This window comes from Collinsella aerofaciens (assembly GCF_005844325.1).
Classification (GTDB): domain Bacteria; phylum Actinomycetota; class Coriobacteriia; order Coriobacteriales; family Coriobacteriaceae; genus Collinsella; species Collinsella aerofaciens_G.
The window spans coordinates 13,074-28,935 of record NZ_SPFY01000027.1 but is presented as its reverse complement, the minus strand read 5'-3'; the positions used below and the strand labels follow the sequence as shown (position 1 = coordinate 28,935).

The 15,862-nt window shown below is 60.7% G+C and carries 14 protein-coding genes; 7 read left to right on the top strand and 7 right to left on the bottom strand.

All coding sequences use genetic code 11. The features are described 5' to 3' along the window. Positions 1-90: 90 nt before the first annotated feature. Both FGQ61_RS08200 and FGQ61_RS08195 read right to left on the bottom strand, forming a co-directional pair. Positions 91-816 (bottom strand): uracil-DNA glycosylase, encoded by a 726-nt coding sequence (locus FGQ61_RS08200; RefSeq protein ID WP_138375191.1) that lies wholly within the window; start codon positions 814-816, stop codon positions 91-93. Positions 817-904: 88 nt separating this feature from the next. Further along, positions 905-1,807, bottom strand: a complete 903-nt coding sequence (locus FGQ61_RS08195; protein ID WP_138375190.1) for a DMT family transporter — start codon at positions 1,805-1,807, stop codon at positions 905-907. Between the two features lie 158 nt (positions 1,808-1,965). Between FGQ61_RS08195 and FGQ61_RS08190 the strand changes: the two genes are divergently transcribed. Then, complete coding sequence (locus FGQ61_RS08190) at positions 1,966-2,832, top strand: LysR family transcriptional regulator (RefSeq protein WP_138375189.1); 867 nt, start codon at positions 1,966-1,968, stop codon at positions 2,830-2,832. Positions 2,833-2,859: 27 nt separating this feature from the next. Here the strand turns inward: FGQ61_RS08190 and FGQ61_RS08185 are convergent, their stop codons facing one another. Continuing rightward, complete coding sequence (locus tag FGQ61_RS08185) at positions 2,860-4,242, bottom strand: MATE family efflux transporter (protein WP_138375188.1); 1,383 nt, start codon at positions 4,240-4,242, stop codon at positions 2,860-2,862. A gap of 216 nt (positions 4,243-4,458) precedes the next feature. On the opposite strand from FGQ61_RS08185, the gene FGQ61_RS08180 reads away from it, so the two are divergent. Then, a complete protein-coding gene (locus tag FGQ61_RS08180; protein ID WP_138375187.1) occupies positions 4,459-5,274 on the top strand; it encodes a putative RNA methyltransferase in 816 nt (271 codons plus the stop codon). 128 nt (positions 5,275-5,402) lie between these two features. Here FGQ61_RS08180 and FGQ61_RS08175 read toward each other — a convergent pair whose 3' ends face one another. After that, the gene (locus FGQ61_RS08175; RefSeq protein ID WP_055286664.1) at positions 5,403-5,804 is read right to left on the bottom strand and encodes a hypothetical protein; all 402 of its coding nucleotides are present in this window, start codon (positions 5,802-5,804) and stop codon (positions 5,403-5,405) included. Positions 5,805-6,244: 440 nt separating this feature from the next. Here FGQ61_RS08175 and FGQ61_RS08170 point away from each other — a divergent pair, with 440 nt between their 5' ends. Next, complete coding sequence (locus tag FGQ61_RS08170) at positions 6,245-6,949, top strand: class I SAM-dependent methyltransferase (RefSeq protein WP_138375186.1); 705 nt, start codon at positions 6,245-6,247, stop codon at positions 6,947-6,949. 48 nt (positions 6,950-6,997) lie between these two features. Here FGQ61_RS08170 and FGQ61_RS08165 read toward each other — a convergent pair whose 3' ends face one another. Beyond that, positions 6,998-7,246: a hypothetical protein gene (locus FGQ61_RS08165; RefSeq protein WP_229025960.1), complete on the bottom strand. Its 249-nt coding sequence runs from the start codon at positions 7,244-7,246 to the stop codon at positions 6,998-7,000. A 125-nt stretch (positions 7,247-7,371) separates the two neighbouring features. On the opposite strand from FGQ61_RS08165, the gene FGQ61_RS08160 reads away from it, so the two are divergent. From FGQ61_RS08160 to FGQ61_RS08145, 4 genes are all read left to right on the top strand, one after another. Further along, complete coding sequence (locus FGQ61_RS08160) at positions 7,372-7,860, top strand: GNAT family N-acetyltransferase (protein ID WP_138375184.1); 489 nt, start codon at positions 7,372-7,374, stop codon at positions 7,858-7,860. A gap of 305 nt (positions 7,861-8,165) precedes the next feature. After that, entirely contained in the window at positions 8,166-10,169 is a 2,004-nt protein-coding gene (locus FGQ61_RS08155) for an elongation factor G (protein ID WP_138375183.1), read from the top strand. Positions 10,170-10,262: 93 nt separating this feature from the next. Further along, complete coding sequence (locus tag FGQ61_RS08150; protein WP_138111823.1) at positions 10,263-11,381, top strand: AAA family ATPase; 1,119 nt, start codon at positions 10,263-10,265, stop codon at positions 11,379-11,381. Further along, on the top strand, positions 11,374-13,887 hold the full coding sequence (locus FGQ61_RS08145; RefSeq protein WP_171021558.1) for an excinuclease ABC subunit UvrA: 2,514 nt from the start codon (positions 11,374-11,376) through the stop codon (positions 13,885-13,887). The genes FGQ61_RS08150 and FGQ61_RS08145 overlap by 8 nt, the downstream gene beginning before the upstream one ends. A 40-nt stretch (positions 13,888-13,927) precedes the next feature. Here FGQ61_RS08145 and FGQ61_RS08140 read toward each other — a convergent pair whose 3' ends face one another. Both FGQ61_RS08140 and FGQ61_RS08135 read right to left on the bottom strand, forming a co-directional pair. Then, the gene (locus tag FGQ61_RS08140; RefSeq protein WP_138111826.1) at positions 13,928-15,028 is read right to left on the bottom strand and encodes an AAA family ATPase; all 1,101 of its coding nucleotides are present in this window, start codon (positions 15,026-15,028) and stop codon (positions 13,928-13,930) included. Positions 15,029-15,171: 143 nt separating this feature from the next. After that, the gene (locus FGQ61_RS08135) at positions 15,172-15,771 is read right to left on the bottom strand and encodes a tRNA (cytidine(34)-2'-O)-methyltransferase (protein WP_138111829.1); all 600 of its coding nucleotides are present in this window, start codon (positions 15,769-15,771) and stop codon (positions 15,172-15,174) included. Between the last annotated feature and the right edge of the window lie 91 nt (positions 15,772-15,862).

The window sequence follows — 15,862 nt, the reverse complement described above, 5'->3', positions numbered from 1 at the left end:
CGACACGCATAAAAAGCCTCCCATTTCTCGTGTCCAAGAAATGGGAGGCAGTTCAGAAAGCCGTCGGGCGCGTTTTTGATGTATCGATTTTTAGCCGAGGCAAGTCCAGTTGACGGGGGTCGAGCCGTGCTGTTCGAGTAGCCGATTGGCTGCCGAGAAGGGACGCGATCCCATAAAGGCGGGGAGTTCTGCCGTGGCACGGTTGGCCGAAAGCGGCGAGGGGTGCGTGGAGGCCAGGCAGAACTTGCCGGTTGCCTTGCCCGCACCGGTTGCGACGAGCTTACCTTCGACCATCTGCTGGGCAAAGCGACCCCATGCCAAAAAGACTACCGGTTGGGGCAGCTGACAGCAGCGCTCGATAACGTAGTCGGTGAGCGCGCTCCAGCCTAGTTTGGCGTGCGAATTGGCGGCATGCTCGCGCACGGTGAGCGTAGTGTTGAGGAGCAGGACGCCCTGTTGTGCCCATGGGGTTAGGTCTCCCGTGGCGGGAATGGGACAACCCAGATCGGCTTTGAGTTCCTTGTAAATGTTGCGCAGGCTCGGTGGCAACTTGGTTTGCGTCGCGGGGACCGAGAACGACAGCCCCATTGCCTGGTTGGGTCCGTGATAGGGGTCTTGACCCAAGATGACAACCTTGACCTGGTCGGCCGGCGTGTAGGCGAGGGCATTGAGGATGTCGTCTTGTGCTGGGTAGATAGTCTGCTCGGCACGCAAAAGGGCGATGCGCTCGAGCAGCTGGTTCGTAGTGTCACGTACCGGCTGCGGTGCATCGCCCAACCAAGTTGCTATGTTGCGGTCGCGGGTCGCGGCGTCCATGGGGCTCCTTTACGTCAGATGCTCTGCTGGCATCTATTGTAAAGGCGCACCGGTTGCCTTTATGCCGCGGCTGTATGAAGAGTGGGGTCTACGAGACGTGCTCGGGCGCTCCTGCCATGCGAGCCTGTCCATGTGCGCGGAGGCGCGGAAGCTCGACGGTTGCTACCATGACGCCGGTGAGGATGAGGGCGGCGCCAAAGAAGGCGATGGGGCTCAGGACCTCGCCGACCAGGAAGAACGAAAAGACGGCGGAGCAGACCGGCTCGAGCGAGAAGGCGAAACCGGTGGTCTCGGCGGGCACGTGGGGCTGCACGAGCGTCTGGGTGATAAAGCCGTAGGCAGAGCAGATGAGCGCGAGGGCAACGACGACCACGATCTCGCTGGGCGTACTGGGAAGTGCGAAACCGCCAAAGACGCATGCGGCAATGCCCGAGAACAGGCCGCCAAAGCCCAGCTGCCAAACGCCCAGGGACAGCGGATCGACTTCTTCGACAAAGCGCTTGGCCACGATAATGTGGCTGGCATAGATAAAGGCCGAGAGCAGCATGATGATCGCGCCGGGATTCAGGCTGGTAAAGTCGGCGCCCGAGAGCAGCAGCATGCCGCAGGTGACGATAGCCGTGCCGATGAGCACCTTGCGCTCGGGGGCGCGGCGCAGCAGGGCGGCGTTGGCAAACGGCACGATCACGACCGTCAGGCTCTGCAAAAAGCCGGCAGTGGAGGCAGAAGTGAGGCTGGAGCCCAAGCACATGCAGGTGAGCTCGGTTGCCATAATGGCGCCGATGATAGCGGCACGAACCATAAGGTCGCGGTTGATGCGGAACGCGCGCTTGTGGAAGAGCAGCAGACAGGCCACAAAGGCGATGATGCAGCGCAACGCGACGATGCTCGTGGCGTTCATGCTGTCCATGCCGATCTTCATGAGGGGATACGAAAAGCCCCATGCGACGGGAACGGAAAATGAGAGCGCGATTGCTTTTTTGCGATCCATGGGACTCCTTTTGTTACAGAACGGTTTCGCACAAAGGATTCTGCTCTCAGATGTTGATGTAGTAAAGCGAATGTATCTTCAGTATGATTAAGAAACGCTAAAGTAGGCGCGAAAAGCGCTGGCAAAACGTTTTACGGCTGCATTGATGTGGAGGCACGATGGCATCGCGGTATCAGATTGTTTGTATGGTGGTCGACCGCGGCAGCCTTAAAGGCGCGGCGGACGAGTTGGGCTATACGCAAAGTGCGGTGAGCCAGGCCGTCAAGGCGCTCGAGCGCGAGCTGGGCACCATGCTTATCGAGCGCGGAAAGCAGGGCGTTTCGCTTACGCGCGACGGTAAACAATATCTGCCGTACCTGCGCCAGATTGTGACCGCCGAGCTCGAGCTCGAGGGCAAGCGGCAGGAGCTGCTGGGGCTTTCGTCGACTGATATTCGCATCGCGACGTTTACCAACGTGAGTCGAACCGTGTTGCCGCGCGTGATCCGCGATTTTGGAGCCCTGCACCCGGGCGTACGCTTTACCCTCAAGCAGGGCGATTACACGCGCAACGCCCAGTGGGTGCACGATGGCGTGGTTGATTTTTGCTTTACGGCACGCGGATTTACCGCTGGGCTCGAGAAGCGCGTGGTCTATCACGACGAGTTGGTGGCATTGTTGCCGGCCGCGCATCCGCTGACGGCAAAGGAAAAGGTGACACTCGCCGACCTGGCGTCCGAGCCGTTTGTACTGCTGGATGAGGGCGAACAGAGCCTGGTGCTCGATGCATTTGCGGCGCATGGGCTGTCGCCGCACGTGACGAGCGAGGTGACTGACGACTACACCATCATGGCGATGGTGGAGGAGGGCCTAGGCGTGAGCATGCTCTACCGTCGTACTGTGGAGGGCATGCGAGCCGATATTCGTGTGCGGCCCATCGTGCATGCCCCCTCGCGCGACGTGGTGGCCGCCTGGCGCAGCTGGGACACCATGCCTATCGCCACGAGGCGCTTTATCGACTATATGAGCTCGCATATTGTCAATTAATGACTGTCGTGGCGTTGAGTGCGGTGTTTAGCGGGCTGTCGCTTTGGCTTGGGTGGCGCGATAGGTGCGTGCCGGGTGGCAAAGTAGTACCGCCACGACCATAAAGAACGCCGTGGTGCCCAGGCTGATGGGGTAGACCATCATGATGTTCGCAAAGGTGCGGAAGTGCGGGAACACGCAGAACACCCAGTAGAAGCGGATGCCGCAGACGCAGATCATGGTGATGAGGGCGGGTGTGAGCGAGATGCCAAAGCCGCGCAGGTAGCCTGACATGTTTTCGTAGAACATGCTAAAGGCGTACGCCGGGAAGATCGAGCACACGCGGATATAGCCGATCGAGACGATGTTGGGATCGCTGTTGAACAGCGACAAGATCTCGCGCCCCAGGCCGACAATAACGATGATCGTGGTGAGCGCGACGATACCGCCTTCGACCAGGCAGGCCTTGAGCGTTTTGGTGCAGCGGTCGATCTGGCGGGCACCGTGGTTTTGTCCCACAAAGGTGGTGCACGCCTGGCTAAAGCTGTTGAGCAGGTTGTAGCATACGTACTCCAAGCTCATGGCGGCGCTCGATGCCGCCATGACCTCGGTGCCCAGGCTGTTGATGGCGGACTGGATGATGATGTTGGCTACGGCAAAGACGGCGCTTTGGATGCCGGCTGGCAGGCCGATCTTGACGATGCGCTTGAGGGCGACGGGGTCGATAGCCAAGTCACGCGGGGTGACGCGGACGACAGAGTCGGTCTTGAGCAGGCGGATAAAGAGCGTAGCGGCGCTGACGGTGTAGGCGATGGCGGTGGCGATGGCGACGCCCGCGACGCCCCAGTGAAGTACGGGGACAAAGATGAGGTCCAGGCCAATGTTGAGGACGGTGGACACGGCAAGCGCCTGCAGCGGCATGCGGGTGATGCCGACGGAGCGGAAGATCGCGGCCTCAAAGTTGTAGAGCAAAATCGAGGGCATGCTCAGCAAAAAGACGCGTAGATAGAGTGAGGCGAGCGGCATGGTCTCGGCGGGAACGTTGAGCGCGGCGAGCATGGGCTCGGCAAAGATCTCGCCCAGAGCGATGACGACAAAGCCCACGAGTGCCATTAAAATCGAGGTATGGACGGCGCGTTTGACCATGTTCTGATCGTTGCGGCCGATAGCGTTGGCGATGACCACGTTGGAGCCAAGCGACATGCCAATAAACAGGTTGAGCATAAGACTGGTAAGCGGAACATTGGAGCCGACCGCCGCCATGGCGAGGGTTCCCTGGTCGCCCGAGAAGTTACCGATAATGACCGTGGCGATGAGGTTCGACAGCTGCTCCAAGATGCTCGTGGCGGCCACGGGGAAGGCGAACAGGGGAATATTGCGCCACAGCGAGCCGGTGGTCATGTCAATGTGCTTAGATACGGTGTCAGCCATACGCTCTCAATCTCTAACATGCTCTTTCGTGCTTATTTGCGCAGATGATGATACTCCTAATGCAACCAGTCGGCACTTGGGGACGTTCCTTTTCTGTCGGCAGCTGGGGACACTCCTTATCTCTTCTAACTAGTCATTCAAGAACGTCCCCAATGACTAGGTGGGGAAGGCGTGAGACAATGGTGGGCGTTGTGTTGTTCGCGCTAAGGAGTTGCCATGTTGTTGTGTCCCGTTTGCCATGAACCGTTGGTGGACGATGAGCGTGGGGCCGCATGTGCGGGCGGACACCGGTTTGACCGTGCGCGCGAGGGTTATCTATATCTACTGCGCTCGTCCAAGAGCGGTGACTCCATGGGCGATCCCAAGTCGCAGGCACGCAGCCGTCGTGACTTTCTAAACCGTGGCTACTATGCGCCGTTGCGCGATGCAATGGTCGAGCTGGTGCGTGAGCGGGCGGCTGGGTGCGCTGCGTCTACGAACGGCCCCATGACGTTGCTCGATATTTGCTGCGGCGAGGGCTACTACACCAGCGCCATGGGCGCGGTGCCGGGTGTGGATGCTTACGGTTTCGACCTGGGCAAAGAGATGGTACGCCTTGCCGCCAAGCGCGGCGATGCGACCTATTTCGTGGCCAACATGAAGGACGTCCCCGTGGCCGATGGCGCCTTCGATATGGTGACCGAGCTCTTTGCCCCCTTTAACGAGCGCGAGTTTGCCCGCGTGCTGGCACCCGAGGGCTCGCTCTACACCGTGGTGCCGGGTGCCCGTCATCTCTTTGGGCTCAAGGAGGTGCTCTACGACACGCCGTACCTTAACGATGAGAAGCTGCCGAAGACCACCGAGCTCGAGTTGGTCGGAACGCAGCGGGTGTCTGCGAATATTACGCTCCAGACCCAGGCCGATATCGAGGCGGTGTTCCAGATGACGCCGTACTACTACCGCACGCGCCCTGCCGACAAAGAGCGCCTGGCAAACCTGGAAACGCTCCAGACCGATATCGACTTCATCATCGCCGAGTACCGCCACAGCTAACAACCTGCCAAAAAGGGACAGGTTTATTTTGGTAGGTTTTATCTGGGCAAACGTAAAGGGCCGACCGCGGAGATGCGCGATCGGCCCTTTTTAGTTGCCTGGCTGCAGGGGTTATGAGAAGCGAGCGCTTATAGGCGGTCCTTGTTCTCGGCCTTAACGGCGTGTGCCTGCTGAACAAAGAACAGGTCGTACACCACGATGACAAAGGCGCCAAAGTTGATGGCGTCGCCGCCAAACGCGGGAAGCGTGAGCACCGCTTGGGCAAGCGTGGCGACCGCGGCAACAATACCGAGCTTAAACGCGCCGTCCACCTGCGAAGGCTTGTTGGCGCCCTTGATACCGGCGACGCCTGCGGCAAGGTCGACGAGACCCTTGGCGATAAGCACGACCGCTGCGAGTGTGGCGTACGAACCGTACGTGGAATCGAGACCGCCCGTGGCAATACCGACGCCGGCGGTGACGAGGCTGGCGATGCCCAAAACAAAGTAGATGAGAGCAAGGATTTTGAGAGTCTTGCGAGTGAAGCTCATGGCTGGTCCTTTCGATACGAGTACGCCAACTTGGCGCACCCAATGTACTGCACATATGGTGAAGCACATTGTAGTTCAACGCGGCGATGCATGCGTTTGAAAGCGCATTGAGCCCGCGCAGCCAAGCCCAACCTTTCAAAAAGGAAGGCTGGGCGTAAGTCAAATCGATGGCAGCGTATGCGCGGCGCTGCGATGATGGGTCCATGGTAAGAGCTGGTCTCAAGGAGGAGCCATGATGTACGGAGCAGGGCAAGTGCATGAGCCGCGGTCGTTGGGAAGGCGCATGAGTGATTCTGCGATCGCTGCCGTGTGCACGGGATTGATGACGGTGCTTTGCATTGGGATGCTGTGGGCCATGTCGCATGTGGGACAATAGCGAACGGTTGGGTGCTGACATAAACGGTGCCCCGCGTATTCGTTTTGCTTGTTAAGGAGTGTCCATGGGCGTCGTCGATCCCTTATCTGTTGCTCGGGCCGCGGGGCTTGAGCTGATCGGGAAGCCCGAGGGCCTCACGCTCACCGACGGCACGATGGAGCTGCGCGCGGATTTTGGCCGCATGCTGCCGCGACTCAAGCAGGGCCGTCTGCAGCAAGAGCTGTTGGTAAAGGCCGCGCGCACAAAAGGCATCGAGAGCCCATGGGCGATTGACGCCACGGCAGGCTTTGGCGAGGATTCGCTGCTGCTGGCGGCTGCGGGTTTTGCCGTCGATCTGTATGAGCAGGATTGCGTGATCGCGGCGCTCCTCAAGGATGCCTTGGATCGCGCGGCAGATGATCCGGCGCTTGCGACAGCCGTGGCGCGCATGCGCTTACATGCGGGCGAGGACAGCATTGCCGGCCTTCGCCATACAGCTGAGCTGATCGGGCAGGGCGAGCTCACCGTTCCTGACGTGGTGTATCTGGACCCCATGTTTCCCGGACGCACCAAGAGCGCGGCGGTTAAAAAGAAGTTCCAACTCTTGCATCATCTGGAACAGCCGTGCGCCGATGAGGAGACGTTGGTCGAAGCTGCGCTTGCGGTGCACCCGCGCAAGGTCGTTATCAAGCGACCGGTGAAGGGGCCACTGCTTGCCGGCGTTAAGCCGAGCTATCAACTTGCGGGCAAGGCCGTTCGTTACGATGTTTTGGTGCCGCCGCGCCCGTAGCTTGCGTGCGATGGCTGGCGCTCCGTCAATGCCGTGCCGATGCGGCGCCTATTTCCAAGGGTGCGACGTCAGGTGCCATCCGCCGCAGTATTCGCATTTGTAGCAGGCCAAACCGCGCCGCCCGCGGTTTTCGCAGTCGGCCATAACGGCCTCGGCCTCGGCGCGCGTGTCGTAACGGTTTTTGCGCTCGCACGACTTGTAGCGCCAGGCCTCATCGCGCTCGGCGTCCAGGGCGTCGCGGCGCTCGTCCTCGCGTGCAAACAGGTCGCTCATATCGCCGCCGGTGGCAGTGCTCAAAAACTCGCTTTTTGCTTTTGACCAGGCGGCTCGCTTTTTGCTCCCCATCTGCATCGCGCCCCTCTCCAAACGTTGGTATCATTGCTCAATCAAAGTGATACCAATAAACGTGAGGTCGCCGCGTGATGATCAGAAAAACCCTCGATACCGACATTCCCGCTGTCATGGCTATCTATGACGCGGCCCGCGCCTTTATGCGCGCGCATGGCAACGCCACACAGTGGCCCGAGGGCACGCCTTCTGCCGAGCAACTGGCTGCCGATATCGCCGCCGGTGGCAGCTATGTGTGCGAAGTCGATGGCCGCGTGGTGGCGACGTTTGCCTTTTTGCCCGGCCCGGACGAGTGCTATGACGTAATTGAGGATGGTCAATGGCGCAGCGACACTCCGTACGCCGTGCTGCACCGTGTGGCGTCCGATGGCACCGTGCACGGTATCGCGGCTGCGATGTTTGCCTTTGCCAAGGAGCGTGCCGATCACCTGCGCATCGACACGCATCAGGACAACCTGCCCATGCAGGGAGCCATCGCCAAGGCCGGGTTTAAGCGCGCCGGTATCGTATATGTGTCGGACGGTACGCCGCGCGTCGCGTTTGATTGGCTGCGCGAGGCATAAAGGCCGAGTCACATACCAGCGTTTCACCGAAATGAAAATGGCCCCGAGTGGGGCCATTTTTGGTAAAACGCGTTGTTGTGGGGCTCGCGTTGCTACCGTCCCAGATGACCCCGGGCAGACAAAAAAGGGAGGTGCCGGCTTTCGCAAGGCGCGAACCTACGAAAATCGCCGCGCGGCAACGCGGGGCGATGAGCTCGGTCGGGGGATAGGGCCCGCTTCGCCCGCCGGCCCGTAAATTGTATCATCCAGTGTGGAACGAGGATGCCCGTTGCCGCGTGCGATGGGCTTGCAATAAGAGGAGAGCCATGTCGAAGCAAGCGGTCGTTGGAATTGTGGCGCATGTCGATGCCGGCAAGACCACGCTGGCCGAGGCCATGCTGTTCAACGCGGGTCGCATTCGCAAGCGCGGCCGCGTGGACGATGGTGATTCGCATCTGGACACTGACGCGATCGAGCGCGAGCGTGGCATCACGATTTTCTCGTCGCAGGCCGTACTCGACCATGGCGATACCCACGTCATGCTCGTGGATGCACCGGGGCATGTCGATTTTTCGGCCGAGGCGGAGCGCACATTGCGCGCGCTGGACTACGCGATTTTAGTTGTGGGCGCCAACGACGGCGTGCAGGGGCACACCGAAACCCTGTGGCGCCTGCTTGCACGCTATGACATCCCGACGTTCATCTATATCAACAAAATCGATTTGGAGAATCCCGGCCGCGATGTTTTGCTGGCACAACTTGGGCAACGTCTTTCCGAGGGCTGCCTGGATGCCAGCGAACTGCTGGCGGGCGGCTCCGTTCAGGAGGACGCTGCTGCGTTGGACGAGGCGGCGCTCGAGGAGTTTCTTGAGGCGGGTGAGCTTTCTGTCGCAATGCTGTCACGCATGGTTGCCGAGCGCAAATTGTTTCCCTGCTTTGCGGGATCGGCGCTCAAGGACCAGGGTGTGGCAGAGCTGCTCGACGGCATATGTGCTCTGATGCGCGAGCGAACATGGCCCCAGGAGTTCGCCGCGCGTGTCTACCGCGTGAGTCGTGGAGAGCGTGGCGAGCGTCTTGCCTGGGTCAAGGTGACGGGCGGCATGCTGCATGCCAAGCAGATGATTAGCGGACGTTCCGGTGCCGAGGCATGGGAGCAGAAGGTCGATCAGGTGCGCATCTATAACGGCGAGAAGTATGAGCTTGCCCAAGAAGTTGCCGCTGGCGGTATTTGTGCCGTGACGGGTCTTGCGCACGTTCGCCCAGGGGACGCCCTGGGTGCGGAGCCCGCGGGCGATGCGCCTGTCATTGCGCCGGTTCTCACCTATACGGTGCTTCCGGGCGAACACGATGTCCACGCGGTGTTCAAAGCACTGACAGAGTTAGCGGACGAAGATCCTATGCTCGGCGTAAGCTGGAATACTCATCTGGAGCAGATTCACCTGCAGCTGATGGGCGCCGTGCAACTCGAGGTCGTGCAGCGGGTGTTGGCAGATCGTTTTGGCCTTTCGATTGCGTTTGAGCCCGGCGGCATTCTCTATAAGGAGACTATTTCGCAGCCGGTCGAGGGCGTGGGCCACTTTGAGCCGCTGCGCCACTATGCCGAGGTACATCTGCGTTTGGAGCCGTTACCGGCGGGCTCGGGCGTGCAATTTGGCACCGTGACCTCGACTGACGAGCTCGACTTGAACTGGCAGCGTCTGGCGCTCACCAACGCCATGGAGCGCGATCACCTGGGCGTGCTGACTGGCTCGCCCGTCACCGATGTGCGCATTACGCTCACGGGCGGCCGTGCGCATGCCAAACACACCGAGGGCGGCGATTTTCGCCAGGCCACGTACCGCGCGATTCGCCAGGGGTTCATGCAGGCGCGTGAGGCGGGCGCGGCGGTGCTGTTGGAGCCGTGGTACCACTTTGAGCTCGAGGTGCCGGGGGAGTGTGTGGGCCGGGCGCTTTCGGATGCTACGCGTATGGGTGCCGAGTACGAGCCGCCGACGATGGCGGGAGACCGCGCCAAGCTCATGGGCCGCGTGCCGGCATCCGAAGTGCAGGATTACGCGCTGGAGGTGGCTGCCTATACGAGTGGCCGCGGGCATCTGTACCTGGAGTTTGCCGGCCACGCGCCCTGTCATGATGCTGAGCGCGTAATTGAGGCGGCCGCCTATAAGCCCGAGGCCGATCTGCCCAATACGCCCGACTCGGTCTTCTGCTCTCATGGCGCCGGCTACACCGTCAAGTGGCACGACGTCCCCGCCACGGCGCACGTAAAGGTCGATCCCGCCACCTTTCGCCCCTGGCGAGCAGCAGACGCCGAGTTTTTCGGCCACATGTGACAAAGGGACAGTTCCTTTGTCACATGCTATTGGTATAACTCGGTACAAGTTGGTATAACTATTGCCAAGGTTTGCCAATCCGAGGAGGCCGACATGAATCCAAATCCCTTTAAGCCCACGGCTGGCAAGCGGCCTCCGATACTCATCGGTCGCGAGTCGGTCATCGAAGATTTCGAGGAAGGGCTCGATAACGGCGCCGGAGCGCCGGGCAGGCTCATACTCATTACGGGAAACCGCGGTTGCGGCAAGACGGTTCTCCTGCGGGAGCTGCAACGTCTAGCCAATGAGCGCGGATGGGCGGTTGTCTCCGATTCCGCTTCGCTTGGCTTATGCGACCGCTTGGCCGATGCACTTCGCTCGAATAAACCCGTTGTGACGTCAATGGAACTCAGTCCATCATTCGGGCGCATGTCGGTCGAGGCGGCGCGTGCAAAGGGTGAAACGCTGCGCGGGCTGGTCAACGAGCGCCTTAAGAAGCTCGATCCAGGCAAAGGCATGCTGTTTGCGATTGACGAGGCACAATCGGCGTCTATCGAGGAGCTGGCGGCCCTTGCCGTTCTCTATCAGCAGGTGCTCGGAGACCAGGATGCCACGGGCTTGTCCGATAGCGACCAGCGCGGTCTTGCGCTGGTGTTTGCCGGCTTACCCAGTATGGTTGACGATCTGCTCGAAGAGCCGAGCGTGACGTTTTTGCGGCGTGCCCAGCAGCGTACGCTGGGGGCGATTTCTTTGCCCAAGGTGCGCGATTCATATATCCAGACGGTCAAAAACGCTGGTCTTTACGTTGACGCGGGGACGGCGGATCTTGCGGCACACAAGAGCATGGGGCATCCCTATATGGTTCAGCTGGTGGGCTATTACATGTGGCGCTCTGCTGTCCGGCGTGGCTCGCAAGTCATCGAAAGGCACGATGTCGAGGATGGCCATGCGGATGCCGTCTCCGAGTTCTACGAAGCGGTTGACGCGCCTCTATATTACGGGCTGCGCAGTCCACAGCGCCTTTTTATCGAGGCCATGGCGGTTGACGAGGGCAAACCGACTCGCATGGCGGATATCATTGAGCGCTGCGATCGCACCCAGAGCTGGGCGAGCAAATATCGCGCAAGCCTGATTCGCGAGCGTGTCATCGAGGCTGCCGGATACGGCCTCGTCCGATTTACCGTGCCCATGCTGGGCGCGTACGTTCGCGATCGAGTTTTATGGCATGAGTAGGGTGATAAAGGTGACGGAACAGAAGATGAGCCCGCAGGCTATCGAGGTACGCGGCGCGCGCGTCCATAACCTCAAAGACATCGATATCGATATTCCGCTGGGAAAGCTGGTGGGTATTGCCGGCGTATCGGGTTCGGGCAAGAGTTCGCTGGCACTGGGGGTTCTTTATGCCGAGGGTTCGCGCCGCTACTTGGAAGCGCTCAGCACCTATACTCGACGTCGCCTGACGCAGGCCGAACACGCCCAGGTGGATGAGGTATTGCACGTACCGGCGGCGCTCGCATTGCATCAGCGCCCCAGCGTGCCGGGCGTGCGCTCGACCTTTGGTACCATGACCGAGCTCAACAACAGCCTGCGCCTGCTCTTTAGCCGTTGCGCCCATCACGTGTGTCCGCACTGCGGGGCGCGCGTGGAGCCGAGCCTTAACGTGGCTGCGGGCCTGTCGCTCACGTGCCCTGCATGCGGTCGCGAGTTCTACGCGCCGAGCGCCGAGGACCTTGCCTTTAACAGCGGCGGTGCCTGTCCCACCTGCGGCGGCACCGGTGTCATGCGCGAGGTGGACGAAGCGAGCCTGGTGCCCGATGAGTCAAAGACTATCAACGAGGGCGCGGTGCTTCCCTGGGGTACGCTCATGTGGGATCTGATGAAGCAAGTGGCTGGCGAGATGGGCGTGCGCACCGATGTGCCGTTTAACCAGCTCACGCCTGAAGAACGCGACATCGTGTTCCACGGCCCGGCGGTTAAGAAGCACATTCTCTACGTTCCCAAAAACGGCGAGGGTGCCACGCCGCTCGACTTCACCTATTACAACGCCGTCTATACCGTCGAGAATGCGCTCGCCAAGGTTAAGGACGACAAGGGCCTCAAACGCGTTGCGCGCTTTTTGCGCGAGGGAGCATGCCGCGATTGCGGCGGCACGCGTCTCTCCGAGGCTGCGCGCCAGCCCCAGGTGTGCGGTATCAATCTGGCGCAGGCCGCGGCCATGACGCTTGGCGATGCGGTTGAGTGGGTGCGCGGGGTGCCCGCATCCTTGCCGCCCGAGATGCGGCCCATGGCGACGGATATCTGCGATTCGTTTTTGAGCGTGGCCCGTCGTCTGGTCGACCTGGGTCTCGATTACCTTTCACTCGACCGCGCTGGTGCCACGCTCTCCACGGGTGAGCGCCAGCGCGTTCAGCTCGCCCGCGTGGTGCGCAACCGATCGACGGGCGTGCTCTATGTGCTGGACGAGCCTTCGATCGGCTTACATCCCGCCAATGTCGACGGCTTGGTGGGCGTGATGCGCGATCTGGTGGATGACGGCAACACCGTGGTTGTTGTCGACCACGATACGCGCGTACTGGCGGAAGCCGACTATCTGGTCGAGATGGGCCCCGTTGCCGGAGCAGGCGGCGGCAGTGTAATCGCCGCTGGTACGGTAGACGAGGTCGAGCAATCGCAGGGCAGCCGTATCGCGCCGTTTTTGCGCGCCGAGCTCAAGCGCTTGCGTCCGCAGGTGACTGACGACGAAATGTTCGACCAGGGACATATCCGCATGGCAACCGATGCCATCCATACCGTCAAGCCGCTCGAGGTTGATATCCCGCGCGGCCGCCTTGTCGCGGTAACGGGCGTTTCGGGTTCGGGTAAGACGACGCTCGTGCTCGAGACGCTCATTCCTGCACTTAAGGCGCAGGCAGCTGGCGAGCGCTTGCCGGGGCACGTGCGTTGGGTCGATGCCGAGGGCATTGGCCGCGCAAATCTGATTGACGCTACGCCCATCGGCGCCAACGTACGCTCGACGGTAGCGACCTATGCCGACATTCATGACGAGCTGCGCCGCGCCTTCGCCCGTACGCCCGAGGCTAAGGCAGCCGGCTACAAGGCGGGCGCCTTTAGCTACAACACCGGCGCCTTGCGCTGCCCTACGTGTGACGGCACGGGCTCGATATCGCTCGACGTGCAGTTTTTGCCCGACGTCGAGATCATCTGCCCGGCATGCCGTGGTTCGCGCTACGCCGAGGCCGCCTCGCATATCCATCGCGAGGGCAAGGACGGGAGCTTGCTTACGTTGCCGCAGCTCATGGACATGAGTGTGGACGAGGCCCTCGACGCCACGGTGGGACTCAAGAAAGTCCAGGCGCGCTTGCAGACCTTGCATGACCTAGGCTTGGGCTATCTCACGCTCGGTGAGCCCACGCCGGCGCTCTCGGGCGGCGAGGCACAACGCCTTAAGCTCGCGAGCGAGATGGGCCGCGTGCAGGACGATGCCGTGTTCGTATTCGACGAGCCCACGATCGGACTACATCCGCTCGATGTTCAGGTGTTGCTGAGTGTGTTCGACGGCCTTGTTTCCAAGGGCGCCACGGTTATCGTGATCGAACACGATCTCGACCTTATCCGTAACGCCGATTATGTGATCGACATGGGCCCGGGCGGTGGCGACGCCGGCGGGCAAATCGTCTGCGCCGGCACGCCGGCGGATATCGCTGCCTGTCCCAAGAGCGTTACTGGCCGCTACCTATAGACAATGAGGCAAAGGGACAGTCCCTTTGCCTCATTGATGCCTATTTCACGCACTGAGCGGAGAGATAGTCGCGGAAGAATGGCAATTCAAATGCGACGAGCCCTCGTCCTCGCTCCCCGATGATGCCGGCGTCTATCATGCGGCGTCGGTAGCGGGAGACCTGCTGCGGCGAACGCCTAAGGCGCTCGACAAGGTCAGCGGTGGTGGACTCTTCCTCGTCATCGAGCATGGCGATGAGGAATCGCTTGTCCTCTGCAGTGAGTTCCCGATAGGTTGCCGCGAGGATTCGGTTGTCCATCTCGTCGCGCGCGATTTTGATTCCCAGGTCAAAGTCGCGTGACGAGATCTCCTTCGAATCGCTTGTGAGATCCCAGGCACGGTAGCCTACGAGTTGCAATAGGAAGGGAAAACCAGAGATCGAGCGAACGGCTCTATCGATTCCCTCAGCATCTGCCAAGCGATCGTTTTCCTGGATCGTGCGAATCAAGGCCTCGCGTACGTCATAGTCGGCAATGCGACCCAGATGATATTGTTGGGCGCGGCGAAGGAACGAGACCGTCTTGTGGTTCAGCAACGTCGAGACGTTGTTGGGAAGTCCCGCCATGAGCAGGGCGACGCGTTTCCCATCGGTCACAAAGTGCTGATACGTCGCTGCGAGCTGAATCATCTCGTCGAGTGTCGGGTCCACCTCGTCAACCGTGACGAGCAGACCGGTGCCCGCCTCGTTGAGCTGGTCGATGATGTCGCTCATGCGATAACGCCAGGTTGAGGCATCGTGGACACGATTGACCTCGATGCTGCCGAGCGGTGCAATTCCGAGGCCGGTGACTTCGAAGTGGTTGGACGGGTCGATGAGATGGGCTGCGGCGCGTTTCGCCCCGAACTCGAGTTCCTCAAGCATTCCCGGGAGCGCGGTCGTCTTTACGGCTATCCAGCCGTGGGATTCCGCCCTTGTCGCGAGCGACGACATGAGAGCGGTTTTACCGGTTCCACGCGCGCCTGAGAAGATCGAGGTCAATTCTGGGCGCCTGCGCTGGCTCAAGAAGGCACGGTCCAAATCCCGAATAATCTGTTGTCTGCCAGCGAGATGGGCGGGAACCTCACCAAAACTGGGGGTAAACGGGTTCTCGAGATATTCCACAAGGCTCTCCTTTCACACCGCCGTTTAACTTCATTTTACTTTAGTTAATTCTGATTAAAAGTGAGGCTCTTTATCTAGAGCATCAATTAGGCGTGTGCGCCATCGGCGCGGCGCTTGAATGTGACAAAGGGACAGTTCCTTTGTCACATTCCCGGAAAGCCTGTTTGGCGCAGGGCTTCGTAGAGGACGATGGCGGCGCTGTTGGAGAGGTTGAGTGCGCTGATGCGGTAGTCGTCCGGATTGACGAAGTTGCCGCAGATGTCCTGCCGAAGGATGGCTTCGTGGCCGTCCTCGGTATGCCCGAGCGATTCCTCGTGGGCTTCCCAGGCCTCGGCGTTATCGAGCGAGTCGCAATCGCGCAGCATAGGGATGCGCTCGCAGCGCTCGGGCGCCGCGGCGAGCAGCGGCTCGGGAATGCCCGAGCTCTCGCTGCCAAAGACCAAGTAGTCGCCGTCGCGGTAGGTGCTCTGCGCATAGGTGCGGCGTGCCTTTTTGGTCAGCAGATGCAGGCGTTCGTCGGCAGGGGAGAGGCCATTGCGCGCAAGGAAATCCTCCCAGCTGGCATAGGTGGTCACGTCCAAGTTTTGCCAGTAGCCCAGGCCGGCGCGACGTGCCGTTTTGTCGTCGAGCGAGAAGCCCAGCGGCTCCACCAGATGCAGGCGGGCGCCGGTAACCACGCAGGTGCGGCCGATATTGCCCGTATTGGCCGGAATCTCGGGCGCATACAGCACAATGTTGAACATGAATCTCCTTGGCTCAGAACGAAAAACCACCACAAAGGGGACAGGCACCTTCGTGGTGGTTTGGCGGTTACGTAGCGGAAAAATGTCCGCT

Coding starts and splice junctions, on each gene's coding strand:
- FGQ61_RS08200 (WP_138375191.1), bottom strand. CDS start 816: ATGGACGCCGCGACCCGCGACCGCAACATAGCAACTTGGTTGGGCGAT.
- FGQ61_RS08195 (WP_138375190.1), bottom strand. CDS start 1,807: ATGGATCGCAAAAAAGCAATCGCGCTCTCATTTTCCGTTCCCGTCGCA.
- FGQ61_RS08190 (WP_138375189.1), top strand. CDS start 1,966: ATGGCATCGCGGTATCAGATTGTTTGTATGGTGGTCGACCGCGGCAGC.
- FGQ61_RS08185 (WP_138375188.1), bottom strand. CDS start 4,242: ATGGCTGACACCGTATCTAAGCACATTGACATGACCACCGGCTCGCTG.
- FGQ61_RS08180 (WP_138375187.1), top strand. CDS start 4,459: ATGTTGTTGTGTCCCGTTTGCCATGAACCGTTGGTGGACGATGAGCGT.
- FGQ61_RS08175 (WP_055286664.1), bottom strand. CDS start 5,804: ATGAGCTTCACTCGCAAGACTCTCAAAATCCTTGCTCTCATCTACTTT.
- FGQ61_RS08170 (WP_138375186.1), top strand. CDS start 6,245: ATGGGCGTCGTCGATCCCTTATCTGTTGCTCGGGCCGCGGGGCTTGAG.
- FGQ61_RS08160 (WP_138375184.1), top strand. CDS start 7,372: ATGATCAGAAAAACCCTCGATACCGACATTCCCGCTGTCATGGCTATC.
- FGQ61_RS08155 (WP_138375183.1), top strand. CDS start 8,166: ATGTCGAAGCAAGCGGTCGTTGGAATTGTGGCGCATGTCGATGCCGGC.
- FGQ61_RS08150 (WP_138111823.1), top strand. CDS start 10,263: ATGAATCCAAATCCCTTTAAGCCCACGGCTGGCAAGCGGCCTCCGATA.
- FGQ61_RS08145 (WP_171021558.1), top strand. CDS start 11,374: ATGAGTAGGGTGATAAAGGTGACGGAACAGAAGATGAGCCCGCAGGCT.
- FGQ61_RS08135 (WP_138111829.1), bottom strand. CDS start 15,771: ATGTTCAACATTGTGCTGTATGCGCCCGAGATTCCGGCCAATACGGGC.